Here is an 18,586-nt window from a genome sequence, read left to right on the forward strand (position 1 = left end):
ACAGGGTCAGGCCGTTCTTCTGGTACAGCTTGCCCATGGCGGGCGGCCAGGCATAGTCGGCATAGGTCTGGCCGCGCACTTCGGCCATGGCCTTGGGGATGTTGATGCCGAATTCGTGCGGCGGTGCGTACTGGCAGGCGTGCAGGCAGGCGCCGCAGTTGTGGCAGAGGTTGGCCAGGTAGTGCACATCGGCCTTGCCGAACTCCAGACGGCGCGTCATGGCCGGGAACACGGCACAGAAACCTTCGCAGTAGCGACAGGCATTGCAGATCTGCATCACGCGCGCCACTTCGCTTTCGGCAGCGGTTTCCGTTGGGGCGGGGAGGATGGGAATCACCTTGCCGGTGGCCAGGGTCTGGGCTTGCTTGCCCAGTTCTTGCAGGGATTTCAGGGTTTGCATGTCAGTATCAATGACGTTGGGCGTGATTCGCATCACTTGAAACTGGCGTGCTCCAAGTCAGAGACGCCGAGCAAGGGCCGCCCCGCCGCGAGGGCGTTGTCCCCCTCCCAAAGAGGGAGGGGGAAGCGGCGAAGCCGCTCAGGGGGTGTGTCATTTCAGTCCTTTACGGCGCCATGGATAGCGGGTTTGCCGGCGGCCGCGAGAGCCGCATTGCGTCCGGCGATACGGCCAAAGGCCGTGCCGATCGACATACCCACACCGGCGGTGTAGCCCTTGCCCAGCACGTTGCCGGCCATCATCTCGCCGGCCACGAACAGGTTCTGGCTGGGTTGATCCTTGAAGCGCACGGCGGCCGTGTCGTCCACCTTCAGGCCCAGATAGGTGAAGGTCACGCCGGGGCGCAGCGCATAGCCGTAGTAGGGGCCGGTGTCGAGCGGGCGAGCCCAGTGCGTCTTGGCCGGAGCCAGGCCTTCGGTGTGGCAGTCGTCCAGTGCGGTATGGTCGAAATGGCCGACCTTGCAGCTGCGGTTGTAGGCGTCGAGGGTAGCCATGAAGGTGTCCACGTCCAGACCCAGCTTCTGCGCCAGCTCAGGCAGGGAGTCGGCCTTCACGCCGGGGAACACCGGCGGCATGAAGCGGCCTATGGCCTTGCTGTCGATGATGGAGTAGGCGATCTGGCCGGGCTGCTGGGCCACCAGGCGGCCCCAGATTGCATAGCGCTTGGGCCAGAAGTCCTCGCCCTCGTCATAAAAGCGCTGGGCATCGCGGTTCACCACCACGCCCAGCGAGACGCAGTCGATACGTGTGCAGATGCCGCCGTCGTACAGCGGAGCGCGGGCATCGATGGCCACCATGTGCGCCTGCGTGGGATCGCCCAGGCCGTCGGCGTGCTGCTCTTGCAGCATGTGCTTGAGCAGCACGCCCTGGTTGAAGGCCGTGCCGCGGATGATGAAGTTGTCTGCCGGCCATTCGCCGCGCTCGTTCTGGCCCCAGGCCTCGCGCAGCCATTCGCGGTTGGACTCGAAGCCGCCCGCCGCCAGCACGCAGCTTTTGGCCGTGATGCGCTGGCTCCCATCCTTGGTCTTGACCCAGGCAGCCTGGAACCGGCCGTTCTCGATTTCGAGCTTGTCCACGGGCGACTCGTAGCGGATTTCCACGCCCAGCTTTTCGGCGCTGCGGAAATAGGCGTTCACCAGCGCCTTGCCGCCGCCCATGAAGAAGGCATTGGTGCGCGCCACATGCAGCGCGCCCGACAGCGGCGGCTGGAAGTGCACCCCATGCCTGCGCATCCAGTTGCGGCAGGTCGAGGAGGCCCGGATCACCATGCGCGCCAGATGCTCGTTGGTGATGCCGCCCGTGACCTTGAGCAAGTCCTGCCAGTACTCTTCTTCGGGATAGGCCTCGACCAGCACGTCCTGGGGAGCGTCGTGCATGCAGCGCAGATTGCGGGTGTGGCCGGAGTTGCCGCCGCGCCAGGCGCGCGGAGCGGATTCAAGCAGCAGCACGCGGCTGCCGGCTTCGCGCGCCATCAGCGCGGCGCAGAGGGCGGCATTGCCACCACCGATGACGAGTACATCGGTGTCAAAGGCTTCAGTTTTCATGATGGGCTGCCACGGGGCGATGCCTGCAGCGGTTCAACGTGGGTGGATGTCCTCTGTCATTTCCGCTGCCGGAGCGCGGTTGACAGGGTCAGATTGGAGTTGAACGCCACTGTAGTGAGCACCGCCTCACCCGTGCAGCGGGCCGAGGGGATGGGGGTATCACCAATCGTGATGGAGTGGTTGTGCCGCAGACGAGAGCCGGCGCGATGCGGCCATGCGCCACAGGCTGCAGCCCCGGCGGCAGGCACCAGGGCCGCTGCGCTGCGGCCCCGGTGTGGCCTGGACGGCCAGCCTCAATGCACGGTGACGAGCGCGTTGAAGAGCAGCACCATGACCAGGCCCACCACGGCCACGATGGACTGCACGACCGAGATGGTCTTGGTGGCTTCGCCCATGGTCATGCCGAAGGACTCCTTGACCATCCAGAAGCCGGCGTGGTTGGCATAGTTGAAGAACAGCGAGCCGCAGCCGATGGACAGGGCCAACAGGGGCAGGTTCAGGCTGGGGTCGGCCCCCGCCAGCGGCGCCAGCAGGCCGGCAGCGCCCACGATGCCCACGGTGGCCGATCCCGTGGAAACGGACAGCAGCATGGCGATCAGCCAGCCCAGGATCAGCGGCGGGAAGGCGAACTGCTGGGTCAGATGGACGATGGCATCACCGACCTTGGCGCTGGTCAGCATCTGCTGGAAGGCACCGCCGCCGGCAATGATCATGATGATGGAGGCAATCGGCTTGAGGCTCTTGCCCAGCGCATCGCGCAGCTTTTCGGTATCGCCGCCACGGGCCATCACCAGGGCCACGATGGCGAACAGCACGCCCAGCAGCATGGCGATCAGGGGATTGCCCAGGAAGCTGGCCACCTGCATGGCTGCCGCATCCTTGGGCAGCAGCATCTCGGCGACGGCGTGGATCAGCATCAGGATGGCGGGCAGCAGGGCCGCCAGCACGCCCAGGGCGATGCTGGGCTGCTGCACGGCCGTGGCTTTCTCGGTGAGGGTGAACTGGTCCAGCAAGGCCTGGTCGGGCTTGGTGCGCATGCGCGGGGCGATGAAGGCGCCATACAGCGGGCCGCCGAGAACCATGGCCGGAATGGCGGCCAGAAAGCCGTACAGCATGGTCGGGCCGACCGTGGTCTTGAGGGTGGCGATGGCGGTCAGGGGGCCGGGATGGGGCGGAACCATGCCGTGCATGGCCGCCAGTGCCGAGATCACGGGCACGCCGACGTAGACATAGGCCGAGCCCTTGAATCGGGCCTGGCCTTCCAGCTTGCGCGCCACGCTGAAGATCAGCGGCAGCATGACCACCAGGCCGACCTCGAAGAACATGGGGATGCCGACGATAAAGGCCACCAGGGTCATGGCCCAGGGGATCATGCGATCGGAGGAGTGCCTGAGAATGGCTTCGGCGATCTGCTCGGTGATACCTGCATCGGCCAGGATCTTGCCCAGCATGGCGCCGAGCGCGATCACGACGCCTACGGCGCCCAGCGTTTTGCCGGCGCCATTGGTCAGCTGCTTGACGATGGTTTCCGGATCCATGCCGGTGGCAAAGCCGACGCCTACCGAGACGATGAGCAGGGCCAGCAGCGGGTGCAGCTTGATGCGTGAAACGATCAAGGCGACCAGCACCAGCACGCTGACCAGGGCGGTCAGCAGCAACTGAATATCGAGAGATGTCATAAATGAACCTTGGTTTTGGCTGGCTGTCCTGAAGCGCACTTCACATCCAGCACGAGGCAAGGCTCATATTAAAAAAGCGCACTCGCACCCGCTGTAGGCTGGCGCCGTCGGCGTGATGCAAGATGGATGTCGAGATGCGGCCCAGGGGGCGCAACAGCAATGTTGTAATGAAGATCTAGGTTTGCCACCAGGTATGAGCTTTACATGGCAACAAAGTTGCTGTGGAAATTACGTAAGCTCGTGCCTGGCTTTTTCCTGCTGCACCCTGATTTCCTGGTGCCGCCCTCGGCAGGCCGGCCTATCGCTTCGCGGACTCAGTCCGTCAGCGACGCGCCTCGCCAGACCCCGGAATGCACCAGCTGGCGGGCGCAGTCCGTCAGCACCACACGTGCCGCCAGGGCTGCGGGCGACAGCTCATCGTCGGACAGGCTGCACAGCGCGGCCTTGCGCCGCACCGAGTCGTCGGCGATCTGGGACCACTGAAAACGCTCGGCCGCATCGCGGTACATGCCCACGGCCGACCAGGGTTGGACCGTGGCCCCCATGCCGGCCGCGACCGCTTCCATCAGCAGGGTCAGCGAGTCGATTTCCATGGCCATCTGCGACTGGAAACCGGCGCTGGTGAACGAGGCCATGATGGAGCTGCGCAAGCCGTGGCTGCCCGAGGGCAGGATCAGCGGCACCTGCTGCAGTTGCTCCAGGCTGATGGGCGAGGCATGCTGGATGTGCGGTGCCACCGGCTGCTGGCGCGACTGGATCAGAAACAGCTGCTCTTCGAGCAGCGGCATCACGCTCCAGCGCCGCGCATTCTGCGTATCAAAAAGAATGGCAAGGTCCAGCTGCCTGGCGTTGAGAAGACTCGTCAGATGTCCTGACAGCGCGGACACAATGTGCAGGCGCACCTCGGGGTAGCGCTCGCGCATGGCGCGCATCAGCGGCAGGCCCAGCACATTCGCAATCGTGGGCGACAGGCCCATGCTGACGGCGCCCGACAGCCGCGCCTGCTGGGCCGCGTGAATGGCCTGCTGGGCATGGCGCAGGGTGAGCTGGGCCTGGTGGAAAAAGGCCTGGCCGGCTTCGGTAGGGATGACGCCGCGCGGTGTGCGCTGCAGCAGCCGGGTCGAGAGTTCGGACTCCAGGCGGCTGATCTGCTGGCTCAGAGCCGACTGCACCATGTCCAGATCCAGCGCTGCCCGGCTCATGGAGCCCAGTTCAACAATTCGTACAAAGTAGCGCAGCTGGCGCAGTTCCATGGCAAATCCTCACGCCCGCAGCAGTTGACGGGCGCTGGGATAATCGCATACCTATGAGCAACAAGCAGCGTGTCGTGGTGGGTTTGTCGGGCGGTGTGGATTCCGCCGTCACCGCCTATCTTCTCAAACAGCAGGGCCACGAGGTCGTCGGCATCTTCATGAAGAACTGGGAGGATGACGACGACAGCGAATACTGCTCGTCGAATATCGATTTCGTCGATGCGGCGGCCGTGGCCGACGTGATCGGCATCGAGATCGAGCACGTGAACTTCGCCGCCGACTACAAGGATCGGGTGTTTGCCGAGTTCCTGCGCGAGTACCAGGCCGGTCGCACGCCCAATCCGGACGTGTTGTGCAATGCGGAGATCAAGTTCAAGGCCTTCCTCGACCATGCCATGCGTCTGGGCGCCGAGAAGATAGCCACCGGCCACTACGCACGTGTGCGCCAGAATCCGTCCACCCAGCTGTTCGAGCTGCTCAAAGGCCTGGATAACAGCAAGGACCAGAGCTATTTCCTGCATCGGCTGAACCAGGCCCAGTTGTCCAAGGCCATGTTTCCCGTGGGCGAGCTGCACAAGACCGAGGTGCGCCGCATTGCCGAGGAGATCGGCCTGCCCAACGCGAAGAAGAAGGACTCGACCGGCATCTGCTTCATCGGCGAGCGTCCGTTCCGCGACTTTCTGAACCGCTATATCAGCAAGGAGCCGGGGCTGATCCTGGACGACCGCAATCGAAAGCTGGGCAAGCATGTGGGCTTGTCGTTCTACACCCTGGGACAGCGCTCGGGGCTGGGCATCGGCGGCGTGAAGGAAAAGGGCGCCGCCCGTGGCGCGGGCGACCATGCGCCCTGGTTTGTGGCGCGCAAGGAGTTGGACAGGAACATTCTGCGCGTGGTGCAGGGACATGACCATCCGCTGCTGCTGTCGCATGCGCTGCTGGCCGATCAGGTCAGCTGGGTGGCCGGCCATGCACCGGCCGAGGGCAAGGCCTATGGCTCCAAGACCCGCTACCGCCAGCCGGATTCTCCGGCGCTGATTTCCCAGGCATCCGAGGCGGGCTTCCGTCTGGACTTCCCCGAAGCGCAGTGGGCCGTCACGCCGGGTCAGTCCGCCGTGCTCTACGACGGCGATGTCTGCCTGGGTGGCGGCATCATTGCGCAGGTCGATCCCGCCGCCTGAGCTCGGCCAGCGCTGCGGTTGTTCACTGGGCCGAAGCTGCGGGCGCTATCCCCAGCGCCATGATGGCCGTCAGCGTGGTGAGACCAGGGCGCGATTGAAGCTGCAGGCTTCCGTGCAGGCGCTCCAGCCGCGCCAGCATGCTGCGCATGCCCACGCCCATGCTGTGGGTCTGCACGGTATGCACATCGAAGCCGATGCCGTCGTCGCTGATCCTGAGAAGCAGCTCGCATGAGCGCTCCAGGCTCATCTCGACCAGCACATTGTGCGCATGGCTGTGCTTGACGACATTGGTCAGGGCTTCTTCGAGCACACGGGTCAGCGCCAGGCATTGGATGGGACTGGGCGCATGGTCCCAGTGCGGGGGCATGATCCATTTCACGCCGATATCCAGCTCCTCGAACAGGCGTGCAAAGCGGTGGCGCAACGGTGCCAGCCATTGCGTCGGGGTTTCGGGAACCTGGATGGCGGCGCTGGCTCCGGCGTCAATCATCTGGCGCAGGTCGTCACGCATGAGCTTGAGCATGGACAGCACCTGGGCGTTGGGCAGAGGGGCGCTGCTTTGTTCCACCAGTGCGATGGAGCGCACGAGGGAGCCTCCCAGCCCATCGTGCAGATCCTGGGAGATGCGCAGCCGCTCCTGCAGGCGAGAGTGGCTCAGAGCCAGGTGATGCTCTCTCTCCAGAGTCTGGCTCAGGTCATCGCAGGCCTGGGCGACCGTGAGGCTGAGCTCGTGATTGAAGCGCTCGATGTGGCGCATGTTCTTGACGATCTGTCGCCCCAGCAACCAGGCGATCACCAGCATGCTCATCAAGGTGGTGTAGGGAATCAGCGTCAGATTGTGATCCAGGGCCTTGGTCAGCAGCAGCAGGTCGTGGACGCCGATGGCCAGGTAGAGCACGAAGCAGAGACTGAAAATGATGTGGGCCGGCGTGCGCGTCTGCAGCGCACGCAGCGGAAACAGCAGGCAGACCAGAGCGCAAAGACAGAACATCAGCAGCCAGATGGCCTGGCTCAGCGCCATCTGTGCCTCGGGCACGGTCAGGGCGAACACGGCGCACAGGCTGCACAGGCCGGTCAGCATGCGCTCCAGTTTTTTCAGGCTCAACTCGGCAAAACGCAGCGCAAAAATGCAGAAAGTGTAGGCAAAGGCGATGAAAATCAGCAAATTCCATCGAGCGAAGGCCTGCGTGCTGGCAAAGGGCCAGGGTTCCGTCATGACGATAAAGCACAGCAGCAGGGCCCAGCACAGCAGATTGAGTGCGTACCAGCCATAGAGTTTCTGATGGCGATGGTGAAGCCAGGCAAATGCAAACAGCAGGCACAGCACCATACTGACCGTGATGCAGACCACATAGATGGTGCGCAGGCTCCAGGTGGCCTGTGCCGTCCATGGCTCGAGCTCGGCGGGGTTTCCGATGCGCAGCCGTCCCAGGCCCGGCGTCTGGGAGCTGATGCCGTGGATGCGCACCCAGATGCTATTGCCCTGCTCCTTGAGCAGGGCCCTGGGGAGCAGCCAGTAGCGCGGCATGTTCCAGCTGCGGCTCAGCGGCTCCACCAGCGACTGATCGCGCCAGATCAGCTCCGAATTCACGAACACCTCCCCTGCCATCACCATATTGACGATGGCCAGAGCCACGGGCTGGTCGCGTCCGCAGGGGCTCTCCCAGTCGATGCGGTACCAGGCGGCGCCGTCATAGCCGGGCCAGCGCTGGCTCCAGTCGTCCAGCGGCGGCACGTCCACCCACTGCAGCAGGGCTGCATCGGGCGGAGGCCCTTCGGGAAAGGCCTTGGCCGATTGGCGGGCCACGATGCGGGGCTCGCAGCGCAGGTCTTGAGGCTTGGCCTCCTGTGTCCAGGCCATGCTGCAGCTCCATCCCAGGATGAGCGCAAATATCAGGCGGAGCATGAGAGCCGTCCGCTCGGGCATTCAGATCAGCAAACCGCGTGCACGGGCCTCGCTGACCGCCTTGGTGCGGGAAGGCACGGCCAGCTTGCGGTAGATGTTTTTCACATGGCATTCCACCGTGTAGCGCGAGAGAAAGAGCGACTCTGCGATCTCCCGGTTGGTCATGCCATCGGCCACCAGCTTGAGGATCTGGATCTCGCGGGCGCTGAGCAAGGCCTCGGGGGGCATCGCCTTGTGCGCTTCCGTGGGCTGGGCCGGCTGCAGCTCGGCAATGATGCGCCGTGCAATGAACGGGTCGATGGGGGCGCCGCCGCGCAGCACGCTGCGGATGGACAGCGTGACTTCCAGGTCGTCCCGCTCCTTGAGCACATAGCCGTTGGCCCCGGCGCGCAGCGCCGAAAGAATGGCGTCTTCGGTGCTCCAGGCGGAGATGACCAGAATGCCCATGCCGGGATCCGCGGCACGCAGCTGGCCGATCAGGTCGATGCCGCTGCCGTCCGGAAGTCCCAGGTCCACCAGCGCCATGGCCACGGGATGCTCCGCCAGCTGCGCCCGCGCCTGCCGCAGGGTTCCCGCAAAAATGAGCGCATCATCTGCATACCCGAGACCGCGCAAAATGCTTTCCAGCCGATTGCGAATCAGCGGCTCATCCTCCACCACGATCAAGGGACTGGGGAGGATGGATTCGGCGGGTAGGGAGAATGTCTCGGCCATGGTGTCTGAGCTATCGCTGGTTCTGTGTCTTACTGTTACCGAGATCAACGGTTTTGCCTATCACTGAAAACAGGTAATTTGGGAGGCGTGCAGCCCCTTGTTCGCCCGGTGCTGCCGGGCTCAGGGGCCGCAATTCCCATGACGCCAGAGGCAATACCCCGACAGCGGCGGTCAGAGGTGGTTGGCTAAACTTTGCGGCATGGATCATGCCCGACCCTGAAGCGCCGGGCATCTGTGCTCTCGGCTTGCCAGGCGCAGGAAACTCAGGAATATCTCTCCATGGATGTCATGCTCGGTGCCGATTTCTGGATCGGCTTGTTCAAGATCGTCTGGATCAACATCATTCTCTCGGGTGACAACGCGGTAGTCATCGCTCTGGCCGCACGCAGCCTGCCCCCGGCGCAGCAGAAAAAAGCGGTCATGCTGGGCTCGGGTGCCGCCGTGGTGCTGCGCATTGCCTTGACGGTGGTTGCGGCCAAGCTGATGCAGCTGCCGTTCGTGGAGGTGATCGGCGGCCTGCTGCTGCTGTGGATCGGCGTGGGCCTGCTCAAGGGGGAGGATGAGGCAGAGGACTCCGGCAGCGTGGCCAGGCAGGGCATGATGGCTGCCGTTCGCACCATTTTGCTCGCCGACTTGGTCATGAGCCTGGACAATGTGATTGCCGTGGCGGCGGCAGCGGGCGGAAATATGCTGCTGCTGATACTGGGCCTGGCCATCAGCATTCCACTGGTTATCTTCGGCTCCACGTTGATGATCAGGCTGATGGAGCGCTTTCCGGTCATCGTCACCCTGGGGGCTGCGCTGATTGGCTGGGTGGCCGGTGAAACCATCACCAGCGACCATGTGCTCGAAGCATTTGTGCTGACCCATCCCTGGGCGCATTACACGGCGGCCGCCTGCGGTGCCGTGCTGGTGATTGCCGTGGGCAGATGGATGCAGCCGGGCAAGGCCGACGCTCCGGGGCGAACCGCCTGAGCCCTTTCGATGAAAGCAAAACGCCCGCGTTCAAGCGGGCGTTGCGTGCACGGCGAGCGGGTCTGCCTACAGGAAGGAGTAGAAGCAGCGAAACGGGATCTTGCGCTCGGCCCAGAAGTCTGCGGTGTCGCGGAACACATCCAGCAGCTGCTCGCGCACCTCCTTGTCGAACTTCGGCGTGGTCGGAATCTGGTCGAGCACCACCACGAAACCGGGCTGGGGGCCCGATTTGTTGATCGGCTCGGTCATGCAGTCATACAGCGCATCCCAGTTCTTGCCAAAGTGCGCCGGCAGGAAGAACTGGGTGGACAGCAGCTCGAAGACATCGGCCTTGGTCTGGGCATGGGCCAGATTGGCATAGAGGAAATGGGAGCCCAGCGCTTCTGCTGCAGCCTGAAGATCAGGAATGCGAAAGGCGCGAATGGATTGCACGATGTTCGGCCGAACATTGCGCAACGGTGTTTCCGAGGGCTTACGAAGTGGCGTGTCCATCTCCGTGATTCTTTCTAAAAACATCAAAACTGGTGGCAGAGGCGGTACTGACAGCGCTGTAGGCTATCTGCGCAAACCGCCGCTGCGGAATTTAAAAGGTCAAGAGCCGCTGTATGGCGGGCCTGCAGAGCGTCTTCGGAGGTCATTGGACGATCTGCTGAAAGCTGTTGTAGTGGTCACCCGTGTAGAAGCAGGCATCGGGCTCCTGGGGCTGCAAGCCACCGCAGACGATGCGCCGCGCACCCCGGTTTTTCGCGCCTGGCGTGCGCACGGTATATTCACGGTAATAGCCTCTGGCCTGGCGCGGTAGTATGCGCTCACGGTTGCCGAAAACCGTGCCGTCCTTGTCGTTGGGAAACGGCCCGCCTTGCAGGATGCGGGCATAGGTGGTGCGGCCTTCACGAGGCAGGTCGGCCAGGTTGACCGTTTCAAAGCCGGAAACGCTGACACCGGCTTCGGGCGCTTTGCGCGCCAAAGCCGCAGGGGATGCCAGCGCAAAAGCGGCACCCAACATCAACGCCAAACCCGTCTGATATACCTTGGCTGCAGCGGCCTTGAGCATTCACTAAACCTTTCAGAATCTCAGGTAATGCCTGAAATTTCGACCCGCAAGTGTGACGGATAGGCCCTGAAAATGCAAGTTGCGCCTATTTTTTGTGCAGCTCTCAGGGCTGCTGTCCGTTGGCTTGCGGTGGCTTTTTCGCCATAAAAAAACCCTGCCGGCATGGCCTGGCAGGGCTTTCGCCGCAGTGAGCGCGCCTATTCGCCGTGGGCGGCGATTTCGGCTTCCACCTCGCGGTGCTTGGCTGCGATCGTGGCCGAGGGCGCTCGGTCCAGCAGGCTGACCACAACGATGGCGATAGCCGATAACGCAAACCCGGGAACGATTTCATAGAGGCTGAACCATTGGTAGTGCTGCCAGACCAGCACCGTGACCGCGCCCACCACCATGCCGGCCAGGGCTCCGTTGCGGGTCATGCGGCCCCAGAGCAGCGAGATCAGCACCAGCGGGCCGAAGGCGGCGCCGAAGCCGGCCCAGGCATTGCTGACCATGCCCAGTACCTTGGCCTTGGGGTCCTGCGCAATCAGGATGGCGATCACGGCAATGGCAAACACCATGGCGCGGCCGAACCAGACCAGCTGCTTCTGGCTGGCGTTTTTGTGCAAAAAGGTCTTGTAGATATCTTGCGTGAGGGCGCTGGAGCAGACCAGCAACTGGCAGGACAGGGTGCTCATCACGGCAGCCAGCACGGCAGCCAGCAGCACGCCGCTGATCCAGGGATTGAACAGCAGCTTGGCGACTTCCAGGAACACCAGCTCGTGGTTGCCATTGACGTTTGCCGCAATCTCGGGGCGGCTGGCAAAGAACGCAATGCCGAAGAAGCCCACGGCCACGGCACCGCCCAGGCACAGCACCATCCAGGTCATGCCGATGCGGCGCGCGTTGGGAATGGTCCTGATCGATTCGGCCGCCATGAAGCGCACCAGAATGTGAGGCTGGCCGAAGTAGCCCAGACCCCAGGCCAGCAAGGAGAGGATGGCAATCGCCCCCTGGCCCTTGAACATGTCGAAGGCGCCGCTGCGGGCGGTGTCGATGATGGCCGCGCTGGCACCCACGCCGCCGTCGGCATAGATCACCATCAGGGGGGCCAGAATCAGCGCGGTGATCATCAGCGAGGCCTGGATCGTGTCGGTCCAGCTCACGGCCAGAAAGCCGCCGATGAACACATAGGCCATGGTGGCCACGGCACCCACCCACAGGGCGGTCTGGTAGTCCATGCCGAACATGGACTCGAACAGGCGGGCACCGGCGACCACGCCGGAGGCGCAGTAGACGGTGAAGAACACCAGAATCACCAGCGCGGTGACGATGCGCAAAAGGCTGCTGCCATCCTCGAAGCGGTTGGTGAAGTAGTCGGGCAGGGTCAGTGCATTGCCCACCTTCTCGGTATAGACGCGCAGGCGAGCCGCGACAAAGCGCCAGTTGAGCCAGGCCCCCACGCACAGGCCTATGGCAATCCACGAGGCCGACAGGCCGGTCGCAAACACCGCTCCGGGCAGGCCCATGAGCAGCCAGCCGCTCATGTCGGATGCCCCGGCAGACAGGGCCGTGACCAGCGAGCCCAGGCTGCGCCCGCCCAGAATGTAATCGGACAGATTGGAGGTGGCTTTGTACCCCGCCCAGCCGATGAGCAGCATGCCCAGCAGGTAGATGGCAAAGGTGACGAGGGTTGGCGTATTGGCGGTCATGTCGGCTCCGGGTCGGCGCAGCGCTGGCGGCATGCGGGTTGCATGCCCGGCGAAAACAGATCCGCCAGCGGCCTCCTGGTGGGAGACCTGCTGGCGGGTATCGGTGCGCAATTGGACCAGTTATTCGACAGCCCAGTGGGGCATGTGGCTGAAAACTGCGCTACTGGCTGTCCTGCGGCGCATTCAGTGGTGCCGCTGGCGGCAGCGGCGTGCCTATATCGCTCCAGCTGGAGGGCGCAGGGGGCCTGGCCGGGGCCGGAGCGGGCACTATCTCGCCGGGAGCCAGTCCAGGGCTGCTGTCCAGATCGGGCGGCTGGGCGCGGCTGTCGGCGGGCGCTGGCTGGACGGCGGTCGAGGGCGGCGCTGCGGGCGTGCTCTCGATGATGTCCACCTCGCTGCCATTGCTCCTGTTGGGGGCTGGATGGGCAGGAGTCGTCGGCGTTGTGCGATCGGGATCGTTGCCCTCAGCTGCGGGCCCGCTCCATTCCTGAACCTTGTCGCGCAGGCGGCCCACCAGATCACTCCACCAGTGGCTGGTGTTGGGCTCGGTGAACCGGGCCTTGGCATTGAGCAGCGGGCTGCGCAGGGCGCGCGACATGAAATCGCCCACCATGGGCAGGGCGCTGCGCGAGCCCTGGCCCCACTGGTCGCTCCTGAGCGTGATACGCGCGTCGTTGAATCCGGCCCAGGCACCGGCCACGATCTGCGGGTGCATGAGGATGAACCAGCCATCCGCATTGCCCTGGGTGGTGCCGGTCTTGCCGGCCACATCGGCGCGAATGCCGTATTGCTTGCGGATCGCGCGGCCCGTGCCCTTGTCGATCACGGCGCGCATCATCTCCAGCAGGCCGTAGTTCTCTTCCTCGTCCCAGACCTGATCGGGCTTGGGCGGGGTGAATTCGGCCAGCAGCTCGCCATCGGCATTCTCGATACGGGTGACCAGCTGGGGCGGAACGTAGCGACCGGAGTTGGCGATGCTGCCGTAGGCGTTGACCATCTCCAGCAGCGTGACGGGGCTGGAACCCAGCGCCAGCGAAGGCACGGGCTCCAGCGGACTCTGGCGCACGCCCAGAGCGCGGGCCAGCTTGATGACGCGGTCCATGCCCACTTCCTGGCCCAGCTCGGCCGTGATGGTGTTCTTCGAATAGGCCAGCGCATCGCTGAGCTTCATGGGCACGCCCGTGGGCTCGACGGCATCGCTGGGACGCCATACCTCGCCGCCGGGCAGCTGGATTTCCACGGCTTCGTCCTTGCGTGTGTCGTCGGGCCTGGCGCCGCGCTGCAGGGCTGCGCCATAGACAAAGGGCTTGAAGGTGGAGCCGGGCTGGCGGCGCGCCTGGGCCACATGGTCGAATGCATCCTGGGCATAGTCGCGGCTGCCCACCCAGGCCAGCACCGCCGAGGTGCGCGGATCCATGGCCAGAAAGCCGGCCTGCACGCGGGTCTTGTCCTCGCGCAGCTGCCTCATGAAGGCCTTGTCGGCCAGCAGCTTCTTGAGCGCTTCTTCGTCGCCGATATCGGAAGGCTTGCCGCTTCTGGCGAGCTTGCGGAAAGCCTCGGTCTCGCGTACCAGCTGCAGCACCAGGGCGTTCTCGGCGCTCCAGCCGTCGCGGTGGCTCCAGTTGTTGTTGGCAATGCCCTGCAGCGTTTGCATCTGGCGGTTCACGGCCTGCTGCGCCCAGTTCTGCAGACGCGAATCCAGGGTGGTGCGCACCACCAGGCCGTCGGTGTAGATGTTGTAGTCGTGCTTGTCGGCCCAAGCGATCAGCCATTTGCGCAACTGCTGGGAAAAATGCGGCGCCATGCCCGTGGGTTCCTCCTGGCGCTCGAAGTCCAGACGCATGGGGCGCTTCTTGAGGCGCTCGAACTCATCGTCCTTGAGCTCGCCGCGCTTGACCATCTGGCTCAGCACGGTGTTGCGCCGGGCAATGGCGCGGTCGGGGTTGATCACCGGGTTGTAATAGGCATTGCCCTTGAGCATGCCCACCAGCGTGGCGCTTTCCAGCACCGTGAGCCTGGCCGCAGGCTTGTCGAAATAGGTGCGCGCCGCCATCTCTATGCCATAGGCGTTGTAGAGAAAGGGCACGGTGTTCAGATAGGTTTCGAGAATCTCGTCCTTGGTGTAGAGCGCCTCGATCTTGAAGGCCGTGATCGCCTCCTTGAGCTTGCGGTTCAGATTGCGGGCGCGGCCGATTTCCGTGGGGTAGAGATTGCGCGCCAGCTGCTGGGTGATGGTGGAGCCGCCCTGGGGATTGCCGCCCAGCGTATGGATGACAGACCCCACGGTGCGCGTGAAGTCCATGCCGTGGTGCTCGTAGAAGCGGTGATCTTCGGTGGCCACGAGTGCCTTGACCACGGCGGGCGAAATCTGCTCCAGCGGCACCCACTGGCGGTTGCTGCGCTTGAACTCGCCGATCAGCTTGCCGTCGGCGCTCAGGATCTGTGCGGGCTGCTCTAGCTTGGCCTTGCGGATGTCGCTGATGCTGGGCGTGAACGGAATCAGCAGCAGCACATAGACGACAAACAGCACCGGCAAGGCCGCGGCAAACCACAGCCATTCACGCCGCGTCGGCCAGCGACGCCACCAGGGCAGGGCCGCAATGCGCTGTCCGGCAGTGCTGGCGCGAGCGCGCATCCACAGAGCTGTGGCCTGAGCTACCCATTTTTCTTTCAATTCGTTCAAGGACAAACGCACGTGGCAAGGCAGCCCGCCAAGGGCCGCAAGAAGGCAAGATTGCGAAGAATGCCCAAAAAACAGGCGCTCTGCTTGCGGGGATCGGTTTTTCTATGGTCGCAGCCCCGGTATTGTCTCCGTGACCTGCTGTGGCAGCGTTGTTTCTGGCTGTGACACAGGTTGCCGACTGCCTTAAGCTTGCGGCTTCGCATTGGCGGGAGAGCAGCATGGCAAACAGCGTTTATGACTTTGAAGCCACCGACATCCAGGGGCGCAGCGTCCGTCTGTCGCAGTACCAGGGCAAGGTGTTGTTGATCGTGAATACCGCCAGCGCCTGCGGCTTCACGCCCCAGTACAAGGGATTGCAGGCACTGCACGAGCAATATGCGGACCGGGGCCTGGTGGTGCTGGGCTTTCCCTGCAACCAGTTCGGTGCCCAGGAGAAAGGCTCGGATGACGAGATCGCGAGCTTTTGCGAGCTGAACTTCGGCGTCAGCTTCCCGCTCATGCACAAGATCGAGGTCAATGGCGACGGTGCGCATCCGTTGTACCGTTGGCTGACGTCCGAAGCGCCGGGCGTGCTGGGCACCAAGTCCATCAAATGGAATTTCACCAAATTCCTTGTGGGCCGCGACGGACAGGTGATACGCCGCTACGCACCCCAGGACAAACCCGAGAAGCTGGCAGACGATATCCAGGCGGCTCTGGGTTGAGGCTGCCGTTATCGTTCCGATAGCTGAAAGCGCTTTACCAGTAAGTGCTGAAGGTGGTTTTGATGCTCAGTCTTCCGACAAGGTCCTGAAGGATTGCGCCAGATGGTCGAGCAGGGCGCGCACGGCAGGCAGCTGCCCGCGGCGCGAGGCATAGACGGCGTGGATGATCTCGGGCCGCGGCTGCCAGCCCGGCAGCACCTGCACCAGGCTGCCGCTGCGCAACTCGTCGCGCACAAACATATTGGGCAGCTGCACCACGCCGACACCCAGCACGGCCGCGTCGCGCAGCGCGAGCATGGACTGGGTCACCAGCCTTGGCTGGTGCCTGACCTCGGCGCGCACGGCGTCGGGGCCGTGCAGCACCCAGCGGTGGGTTTCCTGCACGCCGCCCATGTCCAGGCTGGGCCAGGCCGACAGGTCCATGGGGCCGCCGGGCGGGCCCAGGCGCTGCAGCAGCTCGGGTGCGGCCACCAGGCATTGCCGGCGCTCGGCCAGCGTGCGCAGCACCAGGTCGCTGTCCTGCAGCGGCGGCGGGCGCACGCGCAGGGCCAGATCCAGCCCCTCGCCAATCACGTCCACGCGCCGGTTGGTCTCGTCCACCTGCAGCTCCACACGCGGGTACTGGCGCATGAATTCGCCCAGCATGCGGCCCACGCGTGAGGCCAGCAGGGCCACGGGGCAGCTCATGCGCACCTTGCCGCAGGGCTCGGAATGCACCAGCGCCACCGACTCTTCGGCGGCTTCGGCCTCGGTCAGCATGGCGCGGCAGTGCTGGTAGTAGCGCTTGCCCACCTCGGTCACTGCAAAGCTGCGCGTGGAGCGCAGCAGCAACTGCGCGCCCAGGCGCTCTTCGAGCAGGGCCACGCGGCGGCTGAGCTTGGACTTGGGCAGGCCCAGGGCGCGGCCTGCAGGCGCGAATCCACCATGCTCGACCACCTGGGCGAAGTAGTAGAGCTCGTTGAGGTCTGGCAGCTTCATCGTTTTATAAATGGAACTCTGATGCTGAATATTGTGGACTACTCAAGTCATCGTTCCAAATACATACTTTCTCCATGTTCAACGTCTGCGTCATCCACAGGGACTGCAGGCCGGCCGCAAAGGAGAAACACCATGCTCAAGAAAATCCTGGGTGTCTACGAAGCCCCCCGTCCCCACTGGGTGGGCAATGGCTTTCCCGTGCGCTCGCTGTTCAGCTATGGGGATCACGGCAAGGCCCTGAGCCCCTTTCTGCTGCTGGATCACGCAGGCCCCCAGAACTTCACGCCCACCACGGCACGGCGCGGCGTGGGCACGCATCCCCACCGCGGCTTCGAGACCGTGACCATCGTCTACGAGGGCGAAGTGGCCCACCGCGACTCCACGGGGGCCGGCGGCACCATCGGCCCGGGCGACGTGCAGTGGATGACGGCGGCCTCGGGCATCCTGCACGAGGAGTACCACTCCGAAGCCTTTGCCAAGAGCGGCGGCCCGCTGGAGATGGTGCAGCTGTGGGTCAATCTGCCGGCCAGGGACAAGATGTCCGCCCCCGGCTACCAGACCCTGCTGAATGCCGACATCCCGCAGGTCGCGCTGCCGGACGGCGCGGGTCATCTGCGTGTCATCGCCGGTGACTACCTTGACAGCAAGGGGTGCGCCTATCGCGGCCCGGCAAGAACCTTCACGCCCATCGATGTCCGGGATGTGAGGCTGAACGCCGGAGCCTCCACCGAGCTGCAGGCCCGGGCCGGCCACACGCTGGCGCTGGTGGTGTTGCACGGCACGCTGATGGTCAACGGACAGGAGATTGCGCGGGCCGGCCAACTGGTGCACCTGGACCGCGCGGCCGACAGCGTGCATCTGGAAGCCAACAGCGACGTCACGCTGCTGTGGCTGTCCGGCGAGCCGATTGACGAACCCGTGGTCGGCTACGGCCCCTTCGTCATGAACAGCGACGAGGAAATCCAGCAGGCGCTGGAGGACTTCCGCAGCGGCCAGTTCGGCCGCATCCCGGCGGCCGGGCGCCCTGTTGCAGCAACCTGAGCGGTTGCCCGGTATCGATTTTTCCCACCGGCGGGCCAGCCCGCCGGCTTTCACCCGCTCCACTCTTGAAGGAGATTCCCATGAGCCCGAAGCCTTACGTTCGCCTCGACAAAGACAATGCCGCCGTGCTGCTGGTGGATCACCAGACCGGTCTGCTGTCCCTGGTGCGCGACATCGACCCCGACAAGTTCAAGAACAATGTGCTGGCCCTGGCCGACATGGCGGAATACTTCAAGCTGCCCACGATTCTGACCACCAGCTTCGAGACCGGCCCCAACGGCCCGCTGGTGCCCGAGCTCAAGGCAAAATTCCCCACGGCTCCCTATATCGCCCGCCCCGGCCAGATCAATGCCTGGGACAACGAGGACTTCGTCAAGGCCGTCAAGGCCACGGGCAAGAAGCAGCTCATCGTCGCCGGCGTGGTGACCGAGGTCTGCGTGGCCTTCCCCGTGCTGTCGGCACTGGCTGAAGGTTTCGAGGTATTCGTCATTGCCGATGCTTCGGGCACCTTCAACAGCATGACCCCGCAGGCGGCCTGGAGCCGCATGGAACAGGCCGGCGCTCAGCTCATGACCTGGTTCGGCGCGGCCTGCGAGCTGCATCGCGACTGGCGCAACGACATCGAGGGGCTGGGTACTCTGTTCTCCAACCATATCCCCGACTATCGCAATCTGATCAACAGCTACACCACGCTGACCGCCGGCAAGTAAGCGCGGCGGTTTCAGACCCAAG

15 protein-coding genes and 1 pseudogene are annotated in these 18,586 nt (G+C 64.2%); 5 read left to right on the plus strand and 11 right to left on the minus strand.

What is annotated here, in order from left to right:
• The 4 genes and pseudogenes from tcuB to E2583_RS11720 form a co-directional block, all read right to left on the minus strand.
• A pseudogene (gene tcuB / locus E2583_RS11705) lies at nucleotides 1–400 on the minus strand (tricarballylate utilization protein TcuB); the annotation flags it as partial.
• 155 nt (nucleotides 401–555) lie between these two features.
• Complete coding sequence (gene tcuA / locus E2583_RS11710) at nucleotides 556–2,001, minus strand: FAD-dependent tricarballylate dehydrogenase TcuA (RefSeq protein WP_291595971.1); 1,446 nt, start codon at nucleotides 1,999–2,001, stop codon at nucleotides 556–558.
• A 293-nt stretch (nucleotides 2,002–2,294) separates the two neighbouring features.
• Nucleotides 2,295–3,680, minus strand: coding sequence for a gluconate:H+ symporter (locus tag E2583_RS11715; protein WP_291595973.1), 1,386 nt, complete (start codon nucleotides 3,678–3,680; stop codon nucleotides 2,295–2,297).
• Between the two features lie 314 nt (nucleotides 3,681–3,994).
• Nucleotides 3,995–4,933, minus strand: coding sequence for a LysR substrate-binding domain-containing protein (locus E2583_RS11720; RefSeq protein WP_291595975.1), 939 nt, complete (start codon nucleotides 4,931–4,933; stop codon nucleotides 3,995–3,997).
• Nucleotides 4,934–4,986: 53 nt separating this feature from the next.
• On the opposite strand from E2583_RS11720, the gene mnmA reads away from it, so the two are divergent.
• A complete protein-coding gene (mnmA, locus tag E2583_RS11725) occupies nucleotides 4,987–6,111 on the plus strand; it encodes a tRNA 2-thiouridine(34) synthase MnmA (protein WP_291595978.1) in 1,125 nt (374 codons plus the stop codon).
• A 22-nt stretch (nucleotides 6,112–6,133) separates the two neighbouring features.
• Here the strand turns inward: mnmA and E2583_RS11730 are convergent, their stop codons facing one another.
• Nucleotides 6,134–7,972, minus strand: a complete 1,839-nt coding sequence (locus tag E2583_RS11730) for an ATP-binding protein (protein ID WP_291595980.1) — start codon at nucleotides 7,970–7,972, stop codon at nucleotides 6,134–6,136.
• A 66-nt stretch (nucleotides 7,973–8,038) separates the two neighbouring features.
• The gene (locus tag E2583_RS11735; RefSeq protein WP_291595982.1) at nucleotides 8,039–8,731 is read right to left on the minus strand and encodes a response regulator transcription factor; all 693 of its coding nucleotides are present in this window, start codon (nucleotides 8,729–8,731) and stop codon (nucleotides 8,039–8,041) included.
• A gap of 279 nt (nucleotides 8,732–9,010) precedes the next feature.
• Between E2583_RS11735 and E2583_RS11740 the strand changes: the two genes are divergently transcribed.
• On the plus strand, nucleotides 9,011–9,706 hold the full coding sequence (locus E2583_RS11740) for a TerC family protein (protein WP_291595984.1): 696 nt from the start codon (nucleotides 9,011–9,013) through the stop codon (nucleotides 9,704–9,706).
• Between the two features lie 66 nt (nucleotides 9,707–9,772).
• Here the strand turns inward: E2583_RS11740 and E2583_RS11745 are convergent, their stop codons facing one another.
• The 4 genes from E2583_RS11745 to E2583_RS11760 all read right to left on the minus strand — a co-directional run bounded on the left by E2583_RS11745 (nucleotide 9,773) and on the right by E2583_RS11760 (nucleotide 15,083).
• Nucleotides 9,773–10,198, minus strand: coding sequence for a barstar family protein (locus E2583_RS11745; protein ID WP_291595986.1), 426 nt, complete (start codon nucleotides 10,196–10,198; stop codon nucleotides 9,773–9,775).
• A gap of 142 nt (nucleotides 10,199–10,340) precedes the next feature.
• Nucleotides 10,341–10,760: a ribonuclease gene (locus tag E2583_RS11750; protein WP_291595987.1), complete on the minus strand. Its 420-nt coding sequence runs from the start codon at nucleotides 10,758–10,760 to the stop codon at nucleotides 10,341–10,343.
• Between the two features lie 197 nt (nucleotides 10,761–10,957).
• Nucleotides 10,958–12,481, minus strand: a complete 1,524-nt coding sequence (gene putP, locus E2583_RS11755; protein ID WP_291595995.1) for a sodium/proline symporter PutP — start codon at nucleotides 12,479–12,481, stop codon at nucleotides 10,958–10,960.
• A gap of 127 nt (nucleotides 12,482–12,608) precedes the next feature.
• Entirely contained in the window at nucleotides 12,609–15,083 is a 2,475-nt protein-coding gene (locus E2583_RS11760; protein ID WP_291595998.1) for a transglycosylase domain-containing protein, read from the minus strand.
• 266 nt (nucleotides 15,084–15,349) lie between these two features.
• On the opposite strand from E2583_RS11760, the gene E2583_RS11765 reads away from it, so the two are divergent.
• On the plus strand, nucleotides 15,350–15,835 hold the full coding sequence (locus E2583_RS11765; RefSeq protein ID WP_291595988.1) for a glutathione peroxidase: 486 nt from the start codon (nucleotides 15,350–15,352) through the stop codon (nucleotides 15,833–15,835).
• Nucleotides 15,836–15,901: 66 nt separating this feature from the next.
• Here E2583_RS11765 and E2583_RS11770 read toward each other — a convergent pair whose 3' ends face one another.
• A complete protein-coding gene (locus E2583_RS11770; protein ID WP_291595989.1) occupies nucleotides 15,902–16,813 on the minus strand; it encodes a LysR family transcriptional regulator in 912 nt (303 codons plus the stop codon).
• Nucleotides 16,814–16,945: 132 nt separating this feature from the next.
• On the opposite strand from E2583_RS11770, the gene E2583_RS11775 reads away from it, so the two are divergent.
• The gene (locus tag E2583_RS11775) at nucleotides 16,946–17,854 is read left to right on the plus strand and encodes a pirin family protein (RefSeq protein WP_291595991.1); all 909 of its coding nucleotides are present in this window, start codon (nucleotides 16,946–16,948) and stop codon (nucleotides 17,852–17,854) included.
• 80 nt (nucleotides 17,855–17,934) lie between these two features.
• Complete coding sequence (gene ycaC, locus E2583_RS11780) at nucleotides 17,935–18,564, plus strand: isochorismate family cysteine hydrolase YcaC (RefSeq protein ID WP_291595993.1); 630 nt, start codon at nucleotides 17,935–17,937, stop codon at nucleotides 18,562–18,564.
• The last annotated feature ends 22 nt before the right edge of the window (nucleotides 18,565–18,586 follow it).

Origin of the sequence: Comamonas sp. (assembly GCF_009360615.1) — a bacterium.
In the GTDB taxonomy this organism is placed as follows: domain Bacteria; phylum Pseudomonadota; class Gammaproteobacteria; order Burkholderiales; family Burkholderiaceae_C; genus Comamonas.

Coding starts and splice junctions, on each gene's coding strand:
- tcuA (WP_291595971.1), bottom strand. CDS start 2,001: ATGAAAACTGAAGCCTTTGACACCGATGTACTCGTCATCGGTGGTGGC.
- E2583_RS11715 (WP_291595973.1), bottom strand. CDS start 3,680: ATGACATCTCTCGATATTCAGTTGCTGCTGACCGCCCTGGTCAGCGTG.
- E2583_RS11720 (WP_291595975.1), bottom strand. CDS start 4,933: ATGGAACTGCGCCAGCTGCGCTACTTTGTACGAATTGTTGAACTGGGC.
- mnmA (WP_291595978.1), top strand. CDS start 4,987: ATGAGCAACAAGCAGCGTGTCGTGGTGGGTTTGTCGGGCGGTGTGGAT.
- E2583_RS11730 (WP_291595980.1), bottom strand. CDS start 7,972: ATGGCCTGGACACAGGAGGCCAAGCCTCAAGACCTGCGCTGCGAGCCC.
- E2583_RS11735 (WP_291595982.1), bottom strand. CDS start 8,731: ATGGCCGAGACATTCTCCCTACCCGCCGAATCCATCCTCCCCAGTCCC.
- E2583_RS11740 (WP_291595984.1), top strand. CDS start 9,011: ATGGATGTCATGCTCGGTGCCGATTTCTGGATCGGCTTGTTCAAGATC.
- E2583_RS11745 (WP_291595986.1), bottom strand. CDS start 10,198: ATGGACACGCCACTTCGTAAGCCCTCGGAAACACCGTTGCGCAATGTT.
- E2583_RS11750 (WP_291595987.1), bottom strand. CDS start 10,760: ATGCTCAAGGCCGCTGCAGCCAAGGTATATCAGACGGGTTTGGCGTTG.
- putP (WP_291595995.1), bottom strand. CDS start 12,481: ATGCCGCCAGCGCTGCGCCGACCCGGAGCCGACATGACCGCCAATACG.
- E2583_RS11760 (WP_291595998.1), bottom strand. CDS start 15,083: ATGCGCGCTCGCGCCAGCACTGCCGGACAGCGCATTGCGGCCCTGCCC.
- E2583_RS11765 (WP_291595988.1), top strand. CDS start 15,350: ATGGCAAACAGCGTTTATGACTTTGAAGCCACCGACATCCAGGGGCGC.
- E2583_RS11770 (WP_291595989.1), bottom strand. CDS start 16,813: ATGAAGCTGCCAGACCTCAACGAGCTCTACTACTTCGCCCAGGTGGTC.
- E2583_RS11775 (WP_291595991.1), top strand. CDS start 16,946: ATGCTCAAGAAAATCCTGGGTGTCTACGAAGCCCCCCGTCCCCACTGG.
- ycaC (WP_291595993.1), top strand. CDS start 17,935: ATGAGCCCGAAGCCTTACGTTCGCCTCGACAAAGACAATGCCGCCGTG.